The organism is Micromonospora sp. CPCC 205539, from assembly GCF_036906815.1.
In the GTDB taxonomy this organism is placed as follows: Bacteria; Actinomycetota; Actinomycetes; order Mycobacteriales; family Micromonosporaceae; genus Micromonospora.
Genome location: NZ_JBAKHW010000017.1, coordinates 1 through 19713, shown reverse-complemented (window position 1 = coordinate 19713; position 19713 = coordinate 1). Strand labels below are relative to the sequence as shown.

Here is a 19713-nt window from a genome sequence, read left to right as displayed (position 1 = left end):
CCGACCCCGCCCCGCTGGCCGTCGGCGGGCAGCCCGACCGTGAGTTGGCGGCCCAATTCGAGGATGAGAAACCGGGTCGGGTGTTCACCGGACCGCTCGGCCTCTTCTGCACCGGTGTCACCCTCGCCGTCGCCGCCCTCGCAATCTGGCAGGTCTTCTTCCCTCTCGCACAGGGCAGCAAGTTCTACCTGATCATCTTCCTTGCCGGCATCCTGCCCATGGTCTTCCTGGCGTACCCCTCGGGAGTGCGCCTGCCCCGACGAGGCACGTCGGCAGCGACCACCGACCCGCCGAGCGGATCGACGAGACGAAACCGTCCCACCCCGCTCGACTGGGCGCTCGCCGTGGCCGCGCTGATGAGCTGCCTCTACCCGGTGTTGCCGGTGGCCATCGGCACGGGTGGCGGCGGTTACAACGCCTTCCTCGATCGTCAGGGGCTGCTCGACCCGGTCGACATGGTGCTCGGCACCGTACTGCTGCTCCTGCTGCTGGAGGCGTGCCGGCGGACCACCGGGTGGATCCTTCCCGCGGTCTGTGTGCTCTTCCTCGCCTTCGGCTACTACGGCGGGTTGCTGCCGCAGTCCTGGCCGGTGGCCCACGCAGGGCTCGACTTCGGGCAGCTCATCGACGCGTTCTACAACTCCGACAGCGGCTTCTACGGCACCCCACTGGACGTCGCCGCCTCGTACATCGTGCTCTTCACCATCTACGGCGCCGTGCTGGACCTCTCCGGCGCCGGCCGGTTCTTCGTGGAACTCTCCGCCGCCGCCTTCCGCCGCTCCCGAACCGCACCGGGACGCACCGCGGTCGCCGCCGGTTTCCTTCTCGGCACCGTCTCGGGCTCGGGCGCGGCCACCACGGTCAGCATCGGCTCGGTCACCTGGCCGATTCTGCGGCGGGCCGGCTATCCGGCGGAGCGGGCCGGCGGCATGCTCGCCGCGGCCGGCGTCGGCGCGATCCTGTCACCGCCGACGCTGGGCGCCGCCGCGTTCATCATCGCCGAATACCTCGGCGTCTCGTACCTCCAGGTGCTCGGCTGGGCCACCGTGCCGACCCTCCTCTACTACCTGGGCATCCTGCTCGCCGTGGAGATCGACGCCCGCCGCTCCGGGGTGCGTCGGGTGACGATCGACGCCGGCTCGGCCTGGACGCTGCTGGCCCGCTTCGGTTACCACTTCCTCTCGCTGATCGTGATCGTCGTGATGCTCGCCGTCGGCGCCTCGGCGACCAGGGCCGTGGTGCTGGCCACCGCGTTGGCGGCTGCGCTCTCCTTCCTGGACCGGCGGCACCGGCTCACCCCGGCACGCCTGGTCGAGGCGCTCAGCAACGGGGTGCGCGGAGTGCTGGCGGTCAGCGCGGTCTGCGCCGCGGCCGGCATCATCACCGCCACCACCACCAAGACCGGGCTCGGTCCGCAGGCCGCGGCGCTGCTGCTCAGCGGCGCCCAGGCGGTCAGCTCCGACCCGTTCGTGGTGCTCGCGCTCACCGCCCTGCTCGCCGCGATCGCGCTCACCCTGCTCGGCCTGGCCGTGCCGGTCACCGCCTCGTTCGTGATCGGCTGGGTGATCATCGGGCCCGCACTGCTCAACCTGGGCGTCGCCACACCTGCCGCGGCGATGTTCGTCTTCTACTTCGCGGTGCTCTCCGAGGTCTCCCCACCGACCGCGCTCGCCGCCGTGGCCGCCGCCGCCGTCACGGGCGGGCGACTGGTCCCGACCATGTGGCACACCCTGCGGTACGCGTTACCGGCGTACCTCATTCCGATCGCCTTCGTGCTCACGCCGACCGGGCTCGGGCTGCTCGGCATCGGCGGGGTGGACCGCGTCCTGCTCGCCGGCCTGGCCACCGCGCTCGGGGTCGCCGTGCTCGCGGTGGCGGCCGGCGGTTGGTTGCCCGGCGTCGGCCGGGCCGGGACGCCCGAGCGGATCCTCGGCGCGATCGCCGGGCTGGTGCTGCTGTGGCTCGAACCTGTCCCCGTCATGGTCGGCGCCGCCCTGGTCGCGCTCACCGCGACGGGTGTTCTGCTCCGTCGCGGCGCGGCCAACCGGACGGCCGCCGCTGGTAGGAGCGTCAATCAGCAAGACCATCAGGAGGAGAAAAGGTGAGACGGATCAACGTGCGAATAGCCGCGGGTCTCGGGGCGTTCGCCCTGGTCACGGCCGGCGTCGCCGGATGCGGAGGCCAGCAGAAGGGTGCGGCCACCGACGACACCTCCAGCGCCGTCGCCTGCGAGGTCACCAAGGACACCCGGGTCGGCATCGCCACCGGCAACGCCACCGGGGTCTACTACGTCGTCGGCAACGCGCTCGCCGGGCAACTGGCCACCGCCAGCGGCGGCAAGCTCACCGGCACCGCCGCCGAGACCGGCGCCTCGGTGCAGAACATCGAGCAGCTCGTCGCCGGGCAGTACGACGTGGCCTTCTCGCTCTTCGACACCGCGGTCAACGCGACGCAGGGCAAGGGGAGCTTCAAAGCGCCGCAGCCGGTCAAGGCGCTCGCGCGGATCTACGACAACTACACCCAGGTCGTCGTCCGGGCCGACGCGGGGATCACCTCGGTCGCTGAGATGAAGGGAAAGAAGATCTCCACCGGATCGCCCAAGTCCGGTACGGAGGTCATCGCGCAGCGGCTGCTGACCGCGGCCGGCCTCGACCCGGCGAAGGACGTCCAGGCGCAGCGGCTCGACCTGACCAAGACCGTCGACGGCATGAAGGACGGCAGCATCGACGGCTTCTTCTGGTCCGGGGGCACCCCGACCGGTGGCGTCACCGACCTCTTCACCACCGCGGCCGACAAGGTCAAGTTCATTGACATCACCCCGCTGCTGCCGAAGATGGCGGAGCTGAACCCGGCGTACCAGGCCGGCACGATCGCCAAGGACGTCTACAAGACCCCCGCCGACGTCCCGACCATCGTGGTACCGAACGTCCTACTGGTGCGCGACAACCTCGACGCCAACGTCGCCTGCGTCATCACAAAGACCGTGTTCGAGAAGAAGGACGCCCTCAGCCAGGCCAACCCGGCGGCCAAGGGCATCGACCTCAACAAGGCACGCAAGACCGACCCGGTGCCGCTGCACCGCGGGGCGGAGACGGCACTGACCGAGCTGAACGCCGCGAGCTGATCCGATCGTCCCGGCCCGGGCTCACCGCCCGGGCCGGGCACCACCCCGACCTGGGAGACCCCGTGCCGCTCCCCGCCCACGTACGCCAGCACCGCACCAGCCGCGCCCTCGAGAACCTGCGCTCGATCCGCACCCAGTTGCTCGCGCCGATCATGGTGACCATCATCGGTCTGACCGTGCTCGGTGCCACGCAGACCAACGCCGCGCTCGCCGCCACCGCGGACGCCGACCGGGCCCGTGTCCTCTCCGGCACCGCCACCGTCACCGTCCAACTGGTCCACGAGCTGGAACGGGAACTCGGCGAGACGGCGGCCCTACGCCAACGCGGCGGCACGGCCGGACGGCCACTGGTGGATGCGCAGCGGCGCCGCGTCGACACCGCCGTCGAGCGGTACCGCTCCGCCGGTGAAGAGGCCCGGCAGTCCGTGCCGGAGCTGACGCCGGTGCTCAGCAGCGCCGAAGCGCAGCTCGAACGACTCTCCCCCAACCGCGCCCTGGCGCTGGCCGGCACGGAGGCGGACCCGGCGTACGCCCGCACCGTCGAGTCACTGCTCGCCGTCGCGGACGCGCTGCCGGCCCAGCTGCGTGACCCGGAGCTGGCGAACGCCGCCCGGGAAGTCGCCGCCGTCGCCGCTCAGGAGCATCTGGCCTCCGTCGAACGTGACCTGCTGCGCGCTGTCTTCGTTCGGGGCAAGCTCGCCGCCGGCGAACTCGCCAGGCTCGGTTGGCTACACGGTGCCCAGGAACAGCGCGAGGCCGAGTTCCTCCGGATCGCGACCGGCACGGCGAACAGCTCCTGGGTACGGCTGATGAGCGGTGCCGACGTGGAGACCGCACACGGCATGCGGGACGCGGTGCTGGAGACCGACGGTGGCGCCCAGGCGATGAAGACCGACGGCGACGCCTGGTTCGTGGCGCAGAGTGGCACCATCCGCCGGTACAACCTGCTCGGCCGGGAACTCTCCGAGGACCTCGACCGCGACGCCGCGGCGCTGGCCCGCGACGCGCTGTGGACGGCCCTGCTCACCGGTGGGGTGACCGGCGCGGTGGCGCTAGGCTCACTGGTCACGGCGGCGGTGCTGGCGATTCGCATCAGTCGGCGGTTGAGCCGGCTCCGGGCCGCGGCACTGGCCATGGCGAACCACGAGCTGCCGGAACGCGTCACCGCCATCGCCGCCGGAGCGGAGAGCCCGGACGAGAGCGCCGCCGACGCGGTGACCGCCGCGATCGCGCGCGGTCACGACGAGGTGGCCCAGGTCGCCGCCGCTTTCGGCACGGTCAGCAAGACCACACTGCGCCTCGCCGGCGCGCAGGCCGAGCTGCGCCTGGACATGACCCGGATGGCCGAGGCGCTGGCCCGCCGGATCCGTACGCTGATCACCCGCCAGCTACGGATGCTGGACGACTTCGAGCGCGAGGAGACCGATCCCCAGATCCTGGAACGCCTCTTCGCCCTGGACCACCTCGCCGCGCGCCTGCGCCGCAACGGGGAGAACCTGCTGGTCCTCGCCGGCGGCGAGCCGAGCCGGGGGCACGAGGCTCCGCTCGTTCTGGAGGACGTGGTCAGGGCGGCAGCCTCGGAGATCGAGCACTACCCTCGGGTGGAGCTGAACCTGCCGGTGGCTGGGGTCCAGGGCGCCGCGGTCGGCAGCCTGGTGCACCTCCTCGCCGAGCTGCTGGAGAACGCCACCGTCTACTCACCGCCGCACGCTCCCGTGCTGGTCGACGGCCGGCGCACGGTGGACGGGCTCCTGCTGCGGGTGCACGACCACGGGATCGGCATCCGGCCGGGCCGGCTGGCCGCGATCAACGAGCGGCTCGCGAGCCCGGCCATGCTCAGCAGCGCGGCGGCCGGCAGCATGGGGCTGCACGTGGTGGCTCACCTGGCCAACCGGTACGGAATCCAGGTGCAGCTCTACAACACCGGCAGCGGCACGGTCGCGCAGGTGGATATCCCCGACGTGCTGTTGACCCGGGTCGAGGCGGTCACCAGTCACCAGCCCGTGGCGGGTCGGCCGCTGCCCGGCCGGCCAGCGGCATGGTTTCGGCAGGGCAGCAAGGGTGCCACCGGGGCGCGACCGCTGGTGTCCGCCCAGGCCGGGAGCAGGGGCATGGCACCGGGAGCGGGCATGGCGAAGCCACCGGATGGGCCACCGCACCCGGCGGCCACCGAGTTCGCCGTTGGTCTGGGCGCGGGCGGTCAGATTCGCGGCGTCGCCACGGTACGGCCACCAGCGGTGCCGCCCCTGCCCGGCGCTGCCTTCTCGCCGCCGCCGGGCAGCCCGCCAACGCCACAGGTCACCGCCGGCGGGCTGCCTCGTCGCAACCGCGGTGAACAGCTACCCACGAACCTGCCGACGAACCCGCCCGCCCCACCGCCGTCGCGCACCGAGCCGGATCTGCTCGATCCCGAGGTGGTCCGGCGTCGCCTCAGCGCCCTCGCCGAGGGCGTGGCGAGCGCCGCCCGCTCCAATCCGTACTCGACACCCACCGGGAGAATCCGTTGACCCCACCCGTGACAACAGGCCTGGACTGGCTGCTCGCGAACTTCGTGGACCAGGTGCCGGACGTCTCGCATGCCCTCGCGGTCTCCGAGGACGGGCTTCGACTGGCCGCCTCCCCCCACCTCTCGACCGACCAGGTCGATCAGCTCGCCGCGGTGATCAGCGGTCTGGCGAGTCTGACCATCGGCGCTGCTCGGCTGATGTCCGCCGGCCGCGTACGGCAGCAGATCGTCGACATGGACGGCGGTGTGCTGCTGGTGATGGCGGTCGGCTCACGCGCGCTGCTCGGCGTGCTCGCGGCGCCCGGTTGCGACCTCGGCCAGATCGGCTACGAGACGGCGACCCTGGTCCAGCGGGTGGCTGAGGCACTGGAGCCGGCGGCGCGCCGGTGACCGGACGACTGCGGCGGCTGGTGGCGTCGCTGCTGCTGGCCGTGCTCGTCACGGGTTGCGGCGGCGAATCGCCCAGGTCGAACGCCTGGCACGGCGGGCGGATCTTCCTGGCCACCGGCAACACCACCGGTGTCTACTACCAGCTCGGCGGCGGCTACGCGGATCTGATCAATCGGCATCTGCCCGGCTACGAGGCGCGGGCCGAACCGACCGGCGCCTCGGTGGAGAACATCAACCGCCTGGCCAACGGCGACATGGAGATCGCCTTCAGTCTCGCCGACACCGCGGCCGACGCGATCACCGGGCGGGGCGCGTTCGATGGGAAGCCGCAGCCGGTCCGGGCGCTGGCCCGCATCTACAGCAACTACACCCACCTGATCGTGCGCACCGACGGGAAGATCGGGACCGTCGCGAACCTGCGCGGCAAGCGGGTCTCCACCGGCTCGCCGAAGTCCGGCACCGACATCATCGCCGGCCGGCTGCTCAACGCTGCGGGTCTCGACCCGGATCGCGATGTGCGGCGGCTCAACCTGTCGCTGCCCGAGACGGTGAAACAGATGCGGGCTGGCACCCTGGACGCCCTGTTCTTCTCCGGCGGCCTGCCCACGCCCGGCATCAAGGACCTGCTCACCAGTTCGCCCGGCACGTTCCGACTGCTACCGCTGGACGACCTCCTCCAGCCGCTCGAAAAGGGCTACGGCTCCGTCTACACCACCTCGACGCTGGCCGCCAACGTCTACAACACGGCGAGCGACGCGCCCACCATCACCGTGGCGAATGTGATCCTGGTCAGCGCCGACATGCCCGACGACCTGGCGTACGACCTCACCCGGACGCTCTTCGACCACCAGGGGGAGCTGATCAGCGTCCATCCCGAGGCGGCGAACTTCAACCGGACCAGCGCCGCGCTGAGCGACCCGATCCCGCTGCACCCCGGCGCCAGTCGCTACTACCGGGGCAGTTGAGCAGACCGAGCGTTCGCTCACAGGTTGGCGGGTGCGGTGGCGGCACGGGCCGCCGTAACCAGACGGTCGGTCTCGGCGAGCAGCTCCGGGTCGTCCGCCGGGGTGCCCGGGTCGAGACGGACCGTCCACGCCAGACCGTCCACCCCGGCCGCTCGTCGGGCCGCGACCCGGGCCGCGCCGCCGGGCACCGGGTGGTGTTCGGTGTACGCGACCGAGCGGGTCACCCGAGCCCGCACCTGGTGCGGCAACTCACCCGGGTCGAGCAGCAGGTACGGCTCGGCCGGGCCGTCGACGACCACGGTGTAGCCGTCGCGCTCGACGAGGGCCTCGGCGGGCGTGACGGTCAACTCCCGGCCGGACCAGACCGCCTTGAGGATGTCGTGCCAGCCGATCCGGTGCCCCCGGCCGGGCAGCCACAGCCCGAGGTTGCTGGCCACCACCACCCCGTCGCCCTCGCCGTTACCCGCCGCCGCCCAGGCCAGCACCCGCTCGTCGGCGGTCAGCGGTGGCCGGGCAGCCTGGGGAAGCTTCGGCTTGCGGCTGAACAGCCCCATCTAGAGACCTCCCGCGGCCTGCTCGCGCAGCGCCCTCGCGTGCTGCTCCAGTGACAGCAGCTCGCCGAAGGCGGCGAAGTACTCGTCCTTGTTGTTGACCGGGTTGATCCGCTGGATGCGCGACTTCAGGTCCCGGACGCGGGCGGTCACCGACCCGAACTGCACCCGGGCCATCGTGATCGACACGTAGCGCGGGTCCGCCTCGCCGTCGATCCGCAGCGGCTCGACCGCCAGCTCACCGACCAGCGCCGCCGACGTCAGATCCTCGCAGGTGTCGCGGACCGACTCGATCCAGACCGCGCCGCCGGTCGCCGACGCGGCCCCGCCGGCCGCGGCGATGGCCGCGCGCACCGAGACGTGCATCGGGTGCCCGTACTCCGTGGCCTCCACCGCGTCGAACATCGGCCCGGCCAGCACCGGCTGCTGGAGGGCCAACTTCAACGCCTCCCGCTCGACCATCGACTGCGGGTTGTCCGGCATCGGCTCGGGCCGGGCCGGCGCGGGCCGGGCGGCGGGTGCCGCGTCCCGGGAGGCCCCGGGCGGTGGGGCGTTCGCGGCGGCGAGCACCGCCCGCTGCACCGGCTCGATCTCCATGCCGAGGTCCATGGCGAGTTTGCGGACGTACTCGGGGCGCTTCTCCCGGTCCTTGAGTTGCGCGACGAGCGGCGCGGCCCGGCGCATGGCCTCGACCCGACCGTCGACGGTGTCCAGGTCGAACCGGCCGATCTCGTGCCGCAGCGCGAAGTCGACCAGCGGCTCGCGCCGGGCCACCAGGTCGCGTACCGCCAGGTCGCCCTTGGCCAGCCGGAGCTCGCACGGGTCCATGTTGTCCGGGCTGACCGCGATGAACGTACGGCCCACGAAGCGCTGGTCGTCGGAGAAGGCGCGCAGCGCGGCCTTCTGCCCGGCGGCGTCCCCGTCGAAGGTGAAGATGATCTCCCCGGCCACCGAGTCGGTGTCCAGCAGGAGCCGGCGCAGCACCCCGATGTGGTCCGCGCCGAACGCGGTGCCGCAGGTCGCCACGGCCGTGGTCACGCCGGCCAGGTGGCAGGCCATCACGTCGGTGTAGCCCTCGACGATCACCGCCCGCCCCTGCTTGGCGATCTCCCGCTTGGCCTGGTCGATGCCGTACAGCACGTGCGACTTCTTGTAGATCGGCGTCTCGGGGGTGTTCAGGTACTTCGGGCCGTCGTCGTCGTCGAAGAGCTTGCGGGCGCCGAAGCCGATCACGTCGCCGGCGAGGTCGCGGATCGGCCAGAGCAGCCGGCGGCGGAACCGGTCGATCAGCGAGCCCGAGCGGGCCTCCCGGGACAGCCCGCCGGTCACCAACTCCTGGTGGGTGAAGCCCTGTTGCCGCAGGTGCTTGGTGAGCAGGTCCCAACCGTCCGGCGCGAACCCGCAGCCGTAGCGCTCGGCGGCGGCCCGGTCGAAGCCACGCTGGGCGAGGAACTCCCGCGCCGGCCGCGCCCCTGCCGTGCTGAGCTGGGACCGGTAGAACTCGACCGCGGCGGCGTGCGCGGCGACCAGGCGCTGGCGCTGACCCTGCTGCGGGCGGGGGCGCGGGGTGCCCCTGTCGTCCTCCACGTAGCGCAGCTGGATGCCGGCGCGGCCGGCCAGCCGCTCGACGGACTCGATGAAGCTGAGGTGCTCGGCGTCCATCAGGAACTTGATCGCGTCGCCGCCCGCCCCGCAGCCGAAGCAGTACCAGACGTTGCGGGCCGGCGAGACGTTGAACGACGGGCTCTTCTCGTCGTGGAACGGGCACAGACCCTTGAGGTTGCCGCCGCCAGCGGACTTCAGGGTGACGGTCTCGGAGATCACGTCACCGATCGAGGTGCGTTCCCGGACCAGTGCGATGTCCTCGTCCCGGATCCGCCCAGCCATGCGCCACCCCCTCGGCGTACATCCTGCCCTGCCGGACCGGCGGCACGCCGGCCGGGGGACGCCGGTGTGGCGGCCACCGCCGCCGGCTCGCCGGTTCGCGCCCGGTGCCGGGCCCGCGCGGGGACCATGACCAGATGCGGAGGGTACGGACCGGAGGCGCCCGCCTGCCGGGTTGGCTGACCGGTCGGCTCACCGTACGCGGGCAGACACCGGTGACGGACGAGGCCGGACACCGGCACGCCACCTGGTTGGAGCTCTTCCTGGACGTCGTCTTCGTGTACGCGCTGGCGGCGGTGGTGGCCCGACTGGAGACCGACCCGACCCCCGCCCAAGGGTCCGTGCTGGCCGTGCTGGGGCTCTTCCTGGTGGTGCAGTGGGCCTGGCTGGGGCAGGTCTACTACGACACCCGCTTCGACCCGGACGACCTGCCGCACCGGCTGCTGGTGCTGGTCGCGCTGGTCGGGGCCGGCGCGATGACGCTCGGCGTGGACGAGGTGCCGGAGAGCGTCCTGCTGCCGGTCGGGTACCTGATCGTCCGGGGCGTGCTGCTCCTGCTCTACCTGCGGGCCCGGCCGACGAGCCCGACAGCTCGCACGATAACCACGGTCTACCTGATCGGGTTCGGGCTGGGTTGGCTGATCTGGCTGGTCTCGCTGGCCGTGCCGACCGCGCAGCGCCCGGTGCTGTGGATCGTCGCGATGGTCATCGAACTGGCCACGCCCTGGGTCGGCCGGCGCCGGCTCGACCAGTGGCCGGTGGACAAACGCCACCTGCCGGAGCGGATCGGGCAGTTCACCATCATCGTGCTGGGCAGCGCGCTGGCCGGCCTGCTCTTCGCGGTACCCGACCACCCCCGACCGCACGAGCTGCTCATCGCCGGGCTTGCCTTCGTGGTGCCGGCCGCCATCTGGTGGGTCTACACCACCTTCGTCACCACCCGCCTCGCGGTGGTGTGGTTACGCGGTGGACAGGCCTACAGCTACCTGCACATCCCACTCGAAGGGTCGCTGCTGCTGCTCGGCTGGTCGCTCGGGCAGGTGGTACGGCTGGTCGACCACGGCACGGACCGGCTGCCGCTGGAGCTACGCCTGCTGCTGGCCGCCTCGGTCGTGGTCTGGACGTTGTGCGGGCTGGCCCTCTACTGGCTCACGGCCCGGCCGAGCGTGGGCCGGTTGGCGATCACCGCGTACGTGGTGATCTCGGTCAGCGTGATCGCCACGACGGTACGTGAGCCGCGCCTGCTGCTGTTCCTCTTCTCCGCGACGATCGTCGCGTACGCCGTGGTGCTCAACCGACGGCTCACCACGCTCCGTCAGGACTGGGACCGGCGGACCGAGCGGTGAGCTGGGACCGCCACGGCACTCAGGTGGGTACCTGGCCTCGACGACGGCCAAGACTGATCCACCTGTCAGGCGGGAAGGGAGGCCGGCTCCTCGGCCGCCACCTGCCGGTTCCAGTCGGCCTTGGTCGAGCGCCAACCCTCGTCGTCCATGCCGCGTCGCCAGTAACCGGAGATGGAGAGCTGGTCGGCGGGCACGGCGTGGTCGACGCGCAGCAGCCGGCGCAACTCCTTGACGAAGGTCGCCTCGCCGTGGACGAAGGCGTGCACCACACCCGGCGGAAACTCCAGCTCACGCACCGCCGCCACCAATGCGGCGCCGACCGGGCGGTCACCACGGTGCAGCCAGGTGAGCTGGACCGCGCCCGGGCTGGGCAGGTGCTGCTCCTCCGCCGCGTCGCTGATCTCCACGAAGACGTGGGCCGGGGCGCCCAGCGGCAGCCGTTCCAGCGCGGCGCCGATCGCCGGCAGCGCGCTCTCGTCGCCGACCAGCAGGTGCCAGTCGGCGGCCGGGCTCGGGGCGTACGCCCCGCCGGGGCCGACGAAGTGCACCGGGTCACCCGGGCGCAGCGCGGCGGCCCACGGGCCGGCCAACCCCTCGTCGCCGTGGTGCACGACGTCCACGGTCAGCTCACCGCTCAGCGGATCCCAGCGCCGCACGGTGTACGCGCGCAGCCGGGGCCACTGCTCCCGGGGCAGGTCGCGCCGGATCGCGGCCAGGTCGAGCGGCTGCGGGTACGCGACGCCGGGCTGGAGGAAGACCAGCTTGATGTAGTGGTCGGTGAACTCGCCCACCGGCAGGCCGGTCAGCTCGTCCCCGCCGAGGGTGAGCCGGATCAGGTGGGGGGTGGGCCGCTCGGTGCGCAGCACCCGGGCCGAGGTGACGTTCCTGGGGCGTTCCGTCATGCCAGTTAGGTTAGCCTAAGTGGCGCTGACCGCCACCGCCGGCCAAGCGGGTGTGCCACGTCACCGCTCCCGGGTCGGTCAGCGAGGCGACCTGATCGATCACCACGCGCAGCCGGGCGTCGTCGTCCGGCGCCGCGAGCCACAACGGGGCGAAGATCGGATCGAGCTCGTCCGGCGCCCTGTGCACGAGCGCCGCCACCAGCTCGGCCAGCATCGCCCGCTGCCGCTCGTAGCGGCCCCGGAAGCCGGAACGACGCATCACGTAGCGCAGCGCGATGCCCTTGAGCAGGGCGCAGTGCGCCCGAACCAGCCTCGGCACCACCAGATCAGCGGCGTAGCGCCGGTGCGGGCCGGAGCCGAACTTCTCCTCGGTGGCGGCCACCGCCGCGGAGACGAACCGGCCGGTCAACCCGCTGGTGGTGGCCTTCAGGGCGGCCAGCGCGCGGTGGCTGCCGTCGTACCCGGCCAACGGGGCGAGCAGCGGGTCGGCCAGCAGGTCGACCAGCACCTCGGCCAGATCGACCGCGGACTCGCCGGAGTAGGTCTGTGCCACGTCGGCGCAGAGCGCGGCCCGCTCGTCGGCATCGGTGAGCAACGGGCGCAGCGTGACGTACCCGCCGTGGATGCCGTCCTCGACGTCGTGCACCGAGTACGCGACGTCGTCGGCCCAGTCCATCACCTGCGCCTCCAGACAACGCCGGTCGCCGGGAGCACCGGCGCGGATCCAGCCGAAGACGGCCGTGTCGTCCGCGTACACCCCGAATTTGCGCTGCCCCGGGCGGCGCGGCCAGGGGTACTTGCCGCTGGCGTCGAGCGAGGCCCGGGTCAGGTTGAGCCCGGCGGACGTCCCATCCGGGGCGAGCACCTTCGCCTCCAGCCGGGTCAGCACCCGCAGCGTCTGCGCGTTGCCCTCGAAGCCACCGCACGGCGTGGCGAGCAGGTCCAACGCGGCCTCACCGTTGTGCCCGAACGGCGGGTGCCCGAGGTCGTGGGCGAGACCCGCGACGTCCACCACGTCCGGGTCGCAGCCCAGGCGGGCACCCATCTCCCGGGCGATCTGGGCCACCTCCAGCGAGTGGGTCAGCCGGGTACGCAGGAAGTCGTCGGTGCCGGCGGTGTGCACCTGGGTCTTGGTGGCGAGCCGGCGGAACGCCGCGGAGTGCAGCACCCGGGCACGGTCACGCTCGTACGGTGACCGGCGATGGCCGGTGTCCTTCGGTGCCTCCTCGACCAGCCGGGCGTCCGCCCGGCTCACTCCTCGCGCTCGCACGGCCGCTTTTGCTCGCGACTGCGGGGCTCGCAAACCCGGCTCACTCCTCGCGCTCACGGAGAACGCAGAACTCGTTGCCCTCCGGGTCGGCGAGCACCGTCCACTCGACGTCGCCTTGGCCGACGTCGACGTGCCGGGCACCCATGTCGACCAGTCGCTCGACCTCAGCCTCCTGGTCCGCCGGACGCAGGTCGAGGTGCAGCCGGTTCTTGGTCTGCTTTCCGTCCGCCACCGGCACGAAGACCAGGCCGGGAAGCTTGTCGGCAGACTGGCGGATCTCCACCTCGTCGGGCCGGTCGGTGATGATGTGATAGCCGAGCGCCTCGGCCCACCAACGGGCCAGTCGGGCCGGGTCGCGGGCGTCGACGGTCAGGTTCTCCCAGACGCTGGTCATTCAGTGACCCTTCCCCCTCGACGGCGAACGCAATCGGCGGTGTACGAGCGAGCCAAGATTACGCCCGCCACACCCACTCGACCTGCTCCCGACGCCTCGTTCATGGGTCCACAACCGCCGATCGGCCCTGAGTTGTCAACCGATTGCCGAGGGTTACGGGCTCGCGAGCGGAGGTGGCCACCGGTAGCGTTCCCAGCGCGTAACGTGACCAGCCGACCGACGCCAGAGCCCGACCGGTGAGGGGAAACGCTCGTGGACGCAGACACGGTGGGAACGGAACTACGTTGGCTGCGCCGACGTCGCCCCGAGATCGCCGGGACGGTCCTGGCCGGCACCGACGGATTGCTCATCTCCAGCGACCTGCCCAGCACCGACGCGACCCACCTCGCCGCGCTCGCCGCGGCCAGCTTCGGCCTCGGCCACCGGGTAGCCGACACGGTCAAGCACGGCGAGTTCCGGGAGTCGGTGGTGTGCACGACCGCCGGCTGCGTGGTGACCTACCCGGCCGGGCGCACCGCTCTGCTCACCCTGGTCACCATCGCGCCGGCGGAGGACCTGGAGGCGCTGCACGAGGAGGCGCGGGTGGTGGCCCGTCGGGCCGGCTCGATGCTGGACGATCGTCGCCGCAGCGGGGTCCGCGCCGTCGCCAGCATCCCAGACGCACACGCCCCGCTGGCCATGCGTACCCCGATGGCAACCCTGCCGACGCAGCTGCGCCGCTCGACCCGACCCACCTGGCGTCGCCCGCCGATCTGAGCCGGTGTCGGCGGCGGGCCCGGTCTCGTTCGGGCCCGCCGCCGGTCCTCCGTCAGCGGCTGTCCGAGCCGTCGGTCTGCACGGCCGCCCGGCCGGCTTCGAGCCGGGCCACCGGCACCCGGAACGGCGAGCAGGAGACATAGTCCAGCCCGACCTCGTGGAAGAAGTGCACCGAGTCGGGGTCACCGCCGTGCTCGCCGCAGACGCCGATCTTCAGGCCCGGCCGGGCGGCACGCCCCTCCTCGGTGGCGATCCGCACCAGCCGGCCCACCCCGTCGCGGTCGATCGACTCGAACGGCGAGATGCCGAAGATGCCCAACTCCAGGTAGCGCCAGAAGAACGCGCCCTCGACATCGTCGCGGGAAAAGCCCCAGCCCATCTGGGTCAGGTCGTTGGTGCCGAAGGAGAAGAACTGCGCCGCCTCGGCAATCTGCCCGGCGGTCAGCGCCGCCCGGGGCACCTCGATCATCGTGCCGATCAGCACCTCGACCCCGCTGTCACCGACGACCTCGGCGATGATCTTCTCGGCCTCGGCGCGGACCGTCTCCAGCTCCTGCACGGCGCCGACCAGCGGCACCATGATCTCCGGCTTGGCCGTCCCGCCGCCGCGCACGCAGGCGACGGCCGCCTCGGCGATGGCGCGGACCTGCATCGCGAACAGGCCGGGGATGACCAGGCCGAGGCGAACGCCCCGCAGCCCGAGCATCGGGTTCTCCTCGTGCATCCGCCGGACGGCGGCGAGCAGCGCCTCCTCCTTGGCCACGTCCTCGCCGCGCTCCTGGGCGACCGCGACGTCGACGGCGAGCTGCTCCAGCGGCGGCAGGAACTCGTGCAGCGGCGGGTCGATGAGCCGGACGGTGACCGGGAGGCCGTCCATCTCGCGGAAGATCTCCTCGAAGTCGGCCCGCTGCAACGGCAGCAGCGCCGCCAGCGCCGCGTCCCGCTCACCCTCGGCGCGGGCGAGGATCAGCCGCTCGACCAGCTCACGCCGGTCGCCGAGGAACATGTGCTCGGTGCGGCACAGCCCGATGCCCTCGGCGCCGAAGCGCCGGGCACGGGCCGCGTCCGCGCCGGTGTCGGCGTTCGTGCGGACCGCCAGCCGCCGATTCGCATCGGCGTGCGTCATGATCCGGTGTACGGCCCGAACCAGCGCATTGTCGATGTGCTCCGGGTCGAGGCTGCCCTCGAAGTACTGCACCACCTCGGACGGCATGACCGGCACCTCACCGAGGTAGACCTTCCCGGTGGTGCCGTCGATGGAAACGACGTCGCCCTCACCGACGGTCTGGCCGGCGACGGTGAACCGCTTCGCCGGCACGTTGACCTCGATCTCGTCGGCGCCGGAGACGCAGGTCTTGCCCATCCCCCGGGCCACCACGGCCGCGTGACTGGTCTTGCCGCCGCGCGAGGTGAGGATGCCCTTCGCGGCGATCATGCCGTTCAGGTCGTCCGGGTTGGTCTCCCGGCGGACCAGGATCACCGACTCACCCTCGGCCGCCAGCTCGACGGCCCGGGCGGAGGTGAAGACCACCTTGCCCGACGCCGCGCCGGGTGAGGCGCCGATGCCCTTGGCCACCGGCTGGAACTCGTGGTCGAGCTGGAAGCGGGGGAACATGAGCTGGGCCAACTGCGCGCCGTTGACCCGGTGCAGCGCCTCGTTTAGGTCGATCAGGCCCTCGTCGACGAGCTGCCCGGCGATGACGAACGCGGCGGCCGCAGTGCGCTTACCGACCCGGGTCTGCAGCATCCACAGCTTGCCGCGCTCGATGGTGAACTCGATGTCGCAGAGGTCCCGGTAGTGCCCCTCCAGCCGGGCCATGATTCCGAGTAACTCGTCGTAGGACGACTTGTCCAGCCGCTCCAGGTCCTGCAACGGCACGGTGTTGCGGATGCCGGCGACCACGTCCTCGCCCTGGGCGTTGGCCAGGTAGTCGCCGTAGATGCCCTGCGCGCCGCTCGCCGGATCACGGGTGAAGGCCACGCCGGTGCCGGAGTCCGGGCCGAGGTTGCCGAAGACCATGGCCACCACGTTCACGGCGGTGCCCAGGTCGGCCGGGATCCGCTCCTGACGGCGGTAGAGCACCGCGCGCTCGGCGTTCCACGACTCGAAGACCGCGCGGATGGCGAGGTCCAACTGCTCGCGCGGCTCCTGTGGGAACTCCCGACCGGTGTGCTTCAAGAAGATCTTCTTGTACGCGTCGACCAGCCCGCGCAGGTCGTCCGCGTCCAGGTCGAGGTCGTCCCGGGTGCCCTTGGCGCGCTTGGCCTCGTCGAGAGCGTGCTCGAACTCGTCACCCGGCACGTCGCAGACGGTCTTGCCGAACATCTGGATCAGGCGCCGGTACGAGTCCCAGGCGAACCGGTCGTTGCCCCCGGCCTGCGCGGAGAGCCCGACCACACTGTGGTCGTTGAGGCCGACGTTGAGGACGGTCTCCATCATGCCGGGCATGGAAAACTTGGCACCGGAGCGGACGGAGACCAACAACGGGTCCTGCGGGTCACCGAGGCGCTTGTCCATGGCGCGTTCCAGAGACTCCAGGTGCGCCTCGATCTGGCCGGCCAGTCCGTCCGGCTGTGCACCGGTGGCCAGGTACGCCTTGCAGGCCTCGGTGGTGATGGTGAAGCCGGGCGGAACGGGCAGGCCGAGGTTGGTCATCTCGGCCAGATTGGCCCCCTTGCCACCGAGCAGGTCCTTGAGGTCCTTGTTGCCCTCGGCAAAGTCGTAGACGTACTTGTCCTGCACCATGTCTTGCGCTGCCACCAAAGCCTCCCACGCGCGCCGGTCCGACACTTAACGAAGGTTCAGTTGCTCCCATACCCCGGGGTGGGCCACCGGTAATCCGGCCGCTGCCGCCGATCGGTGGGCGAAGGTTAAGCGAACAACGGGCAACCTGGGCCCGTTCGGTGACAATGTGCACAGCCATCACGACTATCCGCGTTCGTACCGGTTTTTGGGAACGCTTCCACGCGCACGATCACGCATCCGAGCCCGCCGCCGTACGCTTGATGGCACGCCCACCGGCGAACCTCACCTTTGCCATATTCGATGCAAATACACCCCCGGAGCCGCCGCCGTGTCCACCCCCTCCACCGCCGCCACCCCCGGCGCGGCCGGGCCCACCGGTCCGGTGCCGCGACCGGCTCGCCAACCGGAACCGGCCGAGCTAGCCGGTCCTTCGACTCGCGAACCGGCCGCGGCCGAGCTGGCCCAGCTGGCCGCGCGGACCGCCGGCGACCTGCTCGTCTCGCCGGCCCGGGTCCGGCTGGCCGACGTCGTGCCCGCCCCGCAGCGGGTCGAATCGGACCCCGCCGAGGACTGGCTGCTGCCGGCCGACGCGGTCGTCCTGGCCAGCGACGACCCGGCCGCGCTCGCGGTCGCCCAGCAACTCGCCGAGTTGCTGCGCCCGGCCACCGGCTACCCGCTGCCGGTGGCCGGCGCTGCCCGACCGGCCCCGGCCGGCGGTATCGCGCTGGTGCTGACCGACGACCAGCCGGACGGTTCGAGCGCCGAGGGGTACCGGCTGTCCGTGACCCGGGCCGGCGTCACCATCACCGCCGGCACGGCCACGGGCCTCTTCCACGGCGTACAGACTCTGCGCCAACTGCTGCCATCGGCGATCGAGAGCCTGACTCCGGTCGCCGAGCAGTGGGTCCTGCCCGGTGGCACCGTCACCGACCGCCCCCGGTTCCCGTACCGGGGCGCGATGCTCGACGTGGCGCGGCACTTCTTCGCCGTCGAGGACGTGCTGCGCGTCGTGGACCACCTGGCCCGCTACAAGCTCAACCACCTGCACCTGCACCTCACCGACGACCAGGGCTGGCGGATCGCCGTCGACACCTGGCCGAGGCTGACGACCACCGGTGGAACGACCGAGGTCGGCGACGGCCCCGGCGGGTACTACACGAAGGCCGACTACCGCCGGATCGTCTCCTACGCCGCTGCCCAGCACATCACCGTGGTCCCGGAGGTGGACCTGCCCGGCCACACCAACGCCGCGCTGGTCGCGTACCCGGAGCTGGCACCGGACAAGGTCGCGCCGCCGCCGTACACCGGCACCGAGGTCGGTTTCAGCTACGTCGACCCCGCCGACGAGCGGACGTACGACTTCGTCACCGACGTGCTCGGCGAGTTGGCCGCGCTGACCCCCGGGCCGTGGCTGCACATCGGCGGCGACGAGGCGTTCAAGGTCAAGGGCGAGGTGTACACCGGTTTCGTCGAGCGGGCACAGCGGATCGTGGCCGACACCGGCAAGACCGTGGTCGGCTGGCACCAGCTCGCACCGGCGGCGCACGTCGACGGGCGGGTCCTCCAGTGGTGGGGCACCACGAACGAGGACCCGACGACGCTCGACGCGGTACGCCGGGGCGCCCGGCTGATCGTCTCCCCCGGCAACCATTCCTACCTGGACATGAAGTACACCGCGGACACCCCGATCGGGCACGACTGGGCGGGCCTCATCGACGTACGGAAGGCGTACGACTGGGACCCCGGCACACACGTGACGGACGTACCGGAGTCGGCGGTGCTCGGCGTGGAGGCACCGCTCTGGACCGAGTCGGTGACCTCGCTCGCCGAGATCGAGTTCATGCTGCTGCCCCGGCTGCCCGCCATCGCCGAGTTGGGCTGGTCGCCCCGGGCGACGCACGACTGGGCCGGGTTCCGGGATCGGCTGGCTGGCCACGGTCAGCGCTGGGCCACCGCCGGCATCACCTTCCACCCCGCGCCCGAGATCCCCTGGCCAGCGGATCAGTCCGGTACGGCCGCCGCGTCGACCTCCCGTCCCATTCCGACCCAGACCGGGCCGGACGGCGTCCCCGCCCCCAGCGCCTGAACCGGAGTCAGGCCACGCCCGCTGCTGGCCGCCTCGCCTGATCGTGCTCGATCCCGGATGTAGTGGCCTCGTCCGCGCCGGGAGGGCACTGTTTCCTGAATCGGGCGCGATCATGGGCCCGCCAACGCGCGCAGGTGCCCTGGAGTCGGACAATCGGTCGTTAATATCCCGTCGCCCTGCACAAATTCAGGGAAACTGCTGCCTCGAACGCTGAGGAGGCAGCAGTTTCCCTGAAGTTGCGTCCACCAAGCCGCCCGGTGAGCGTGGGGGCGGGTTGAGGTGTCGGCGGGTGGCGGCGCGCGCTCGTCATCTCTGGGGTGAGTGTCCGGTTCCGTCTGAGGTGGGATGCGCGCAGTGGGCCGGTCTGCGCCGTGGTGTCCCGTGGGCGGGGCCACTCTGAGGGTGGAATCGTGGCCGGGGCCGGGTCGTTGAACATGGCATACCACCGCGGCTCCCCGAGCCCGGTGCGGCAGCCGCCGAGAACACATGGCAGGCCGCCACGCTCACAGCCCCGTAACCACCGGTCGCCGGGAACACCCGCCAAGCCACCACGGTTACACCCCGAGCCACCGGCCGTCGGGAACACCCGCCGGGCCGCCACGGTTACACCCCCGGACACCCGAGCAGGCCCCCCGGCCGCCGGGCAGATCCCCAGAAACTTTCCCCGCGTTCTTCGTGCGGCCCGCACGCCCCCATGCCGCACATCCCCCGAGGCAGAGGAGCACGCCATCATGCGTACCGATCTGATCCGTCGCACCGCTCTGACCGCTGCTGGTCTCGCGTTCACCGGTGG

At 71.8% G+C, this 19713-nt stretch carries 14 protein-coding genes; 8 read left to right on the top strand and 6 right to left on the bottom strand.

All coding sequences use genetic code 11. The annotated features are described in order from the left end of the window. Positions 1-14: 14 nt before the first annotated feature. From V6V47_RS16720 to V6V47_RS16700, 5 genes are all read left to right on the top strand, one after another. Positions 15-2105, top strand: coding sequence for a TRAP transporter permease (locus tag V6V47_RS16720; RefSeq protein WP_334629278.1), 2091 nt, complete (start codon positions 15-17; stop codon positions 2103-2105). Continuing rightward, positions 2102-3124 carry a TAXI family TRAP transporter solute-binding subunit gene (locus V6V47_RS16715; RefSeq protein WP_334629159.1) on the top strand — a complete coding sequence of 341 codons (1023 nt, stop codon included), beginning with the start codon at positions 2102-2104 and terminating at the stop codon, positions 3122-3124. The genes V6V47_RS16720 and V6V47_RS16715 overlap by 4 nt, the downstream gene beginning before the upstream one ends. A gap of 62 nt (positions 3125-3186) precedes the next feature. Next, entirely contained in the window at positions 3187-5631 is a 2445-nt protein-coding gene (locus V6V47_RS16710) for a sensor histidine kinase (RefSeq protein ID WP_334629158.1), read from the top strand. Beyond that, positions 5628-6020: a roadblock/LC7 domain-containing protein gene (locus V6V47_RS16705; protein WP_334629157.1), complete on the top strand. Its 393-nt coding sequence runs from the start codon at positions 5628-5630 to the stop codon at positions 6018-6020. Before V6V47_RS16710 ends, V6V47_RS16705 begins: the two co-directional genes overlap by 4 nt. Next, the gene (locus tag V6V47_RS16700; RefSeq protein ID WP_334629156.1) at positions 6017-6985 is read left to right on the top strand and encodes a TAXI family TRAP transporter solute-binding subunit; all 969 of its coding nucleotides are present in this window, start codon (positions 6017-6019) and stop codon (positions 6983-6985) included. The genes V6V47_RS16705 and V6V47_RS16700 overlap by 4 nt, the downstream gene beginning before the upstream one ends. A 17-nt stretch (positions 6986-7002) precedes the next feature. Here the strand turns inward: V6V47_RS16700 and V6V47_RS16695 are convergent, their stop codons facing one another. Together V6V47_RS16695 and dnaG are read right to left on the bottom strand one after the other, a co-directional pair. Then, on the bottom strand, positions 7003-7539 hold the full coding sequence (locus V6V47_RS16695; protein WP_334629155.1) for a hypothetical protein: 537 nt from the start codon (positions 7537-7539) through the stop codon (positions 7003-7005). Next, complete coding sequence (dnaG, locus tag V6V47_RS16690) at positions 7540-9423, bottom strand: DNA primase (protein WP_442934245.1); 1884 nt, start codon at positions 9421-9423, stop codon at positions 7540-7542. Positions 9424-9557: 134 nt separating this feature from the next. Here dnaG and V6V47_RS16685 point away from each other — a divergent pair, with 134 nt between their 5' ends. Then, positions 9558-10766 carry a low temperature requirement protein A gene (locus tag V6V47_RS16685; protein WP_334629154.1) on the top strand — a complete coding sequence of 403 codons (1209 nt, stop codon included), beginning with the start codon at positions 9558-9560 and terminating at the stop codon, positions 10764-10766. Positions 10767-10831: 65 nt separating this feature from the next. On the opposite strand, the gene V6V47_RS16680 is transcribed toward V6V47_RS16685, so the two are convergent. From V6V47_RS16680 to V6V47_RS16670, 3 genes are read right to left on the bottom strand one after another with little or no spacing between them, the layout of a single operon-like run. Next, positions 10832-11668, bottom strand: a complete 837-nt coding sequence (locus V6V47_RS16680; RefSeq protein WP_334629153.1) for a siderophore-interacting protein — start codon at positions 11666-11668, stop codon at positions 10832-10834. A gap of 10 nt (positions 11669-11678) precedes the next feature. Continuing rightward, positions 11679-12923 carry a deoxyguanosinetriphosphate triphosphohydrolase gene (locus V6V47_RS16675; protein WP_334629276.1) on the bottom strand — a complete coding sequence of 415 codons (1245 nt, stop codon included), beginning with the start codon at positions 12921-12923 and terminating at the stop codon, positions 11679-11681. A 55-nt stretch (positions 12924-12978) separates the two neighbouring features. After that, complete coding sequence (locus V6V47_RS16670) at positions 12979-13332, bottom strand: VOC family protein (RefSeq protein ID WP_334629152.1); 354 nt, start codon at positions 13330-13332, stop codon at positions 12979-12981. Between the two features lie 252 nt (positions 13333-13584). Here V6V47_RS16670 and V6V47_RS16665 point away from each other — a divergent pair, with 252 nt between their 5' ends. Next, positions 13585-14088, top strand: a complete 504-nt coding sequence (locus tag V6V47_RS16665) for a roadblock/LC7 domain-containing protein (RefSeq protein WP_334629151.1) — start codon at positions 13585-13587, stop codon at positions 14086-14088. A 52-nt stretch (positions 14089-14140) separates the two neighbouring features. Here V6V47_RS16665 and ppdK read toward each other — a convergent pair whose 3' ends face one another. Continuing rightward, positions 14141-16849 carry a pyruvate, phosphate dikinase gene (gene ppdK, locus V6V47_RS16660; RefSeq protein WP_334629150.1) on the bottom strand — a complete coding sequence of 903 codons (2709 nt, stop codon included), beginning with the start codon at positions 16847-16849 and terminating at the stop codon, positions 14141-14143. Between the two features lie 280 nt (positions 16850-17129). Here ppdK and V6V47_RS16655 point away from each other — a divergent pair, with 280 nt between their 5' ends. Then, entirely contained in the window at positions 17130-18920 is a 1791-nt protein-coding gene (locus V6V47_RS16655) for a family 20 glycosylhydrolase (protein WP_442934247.1), read from the top strand. The last annotated feature ends 793 nt before the right edge of the window (positions 18921-19713 follow it).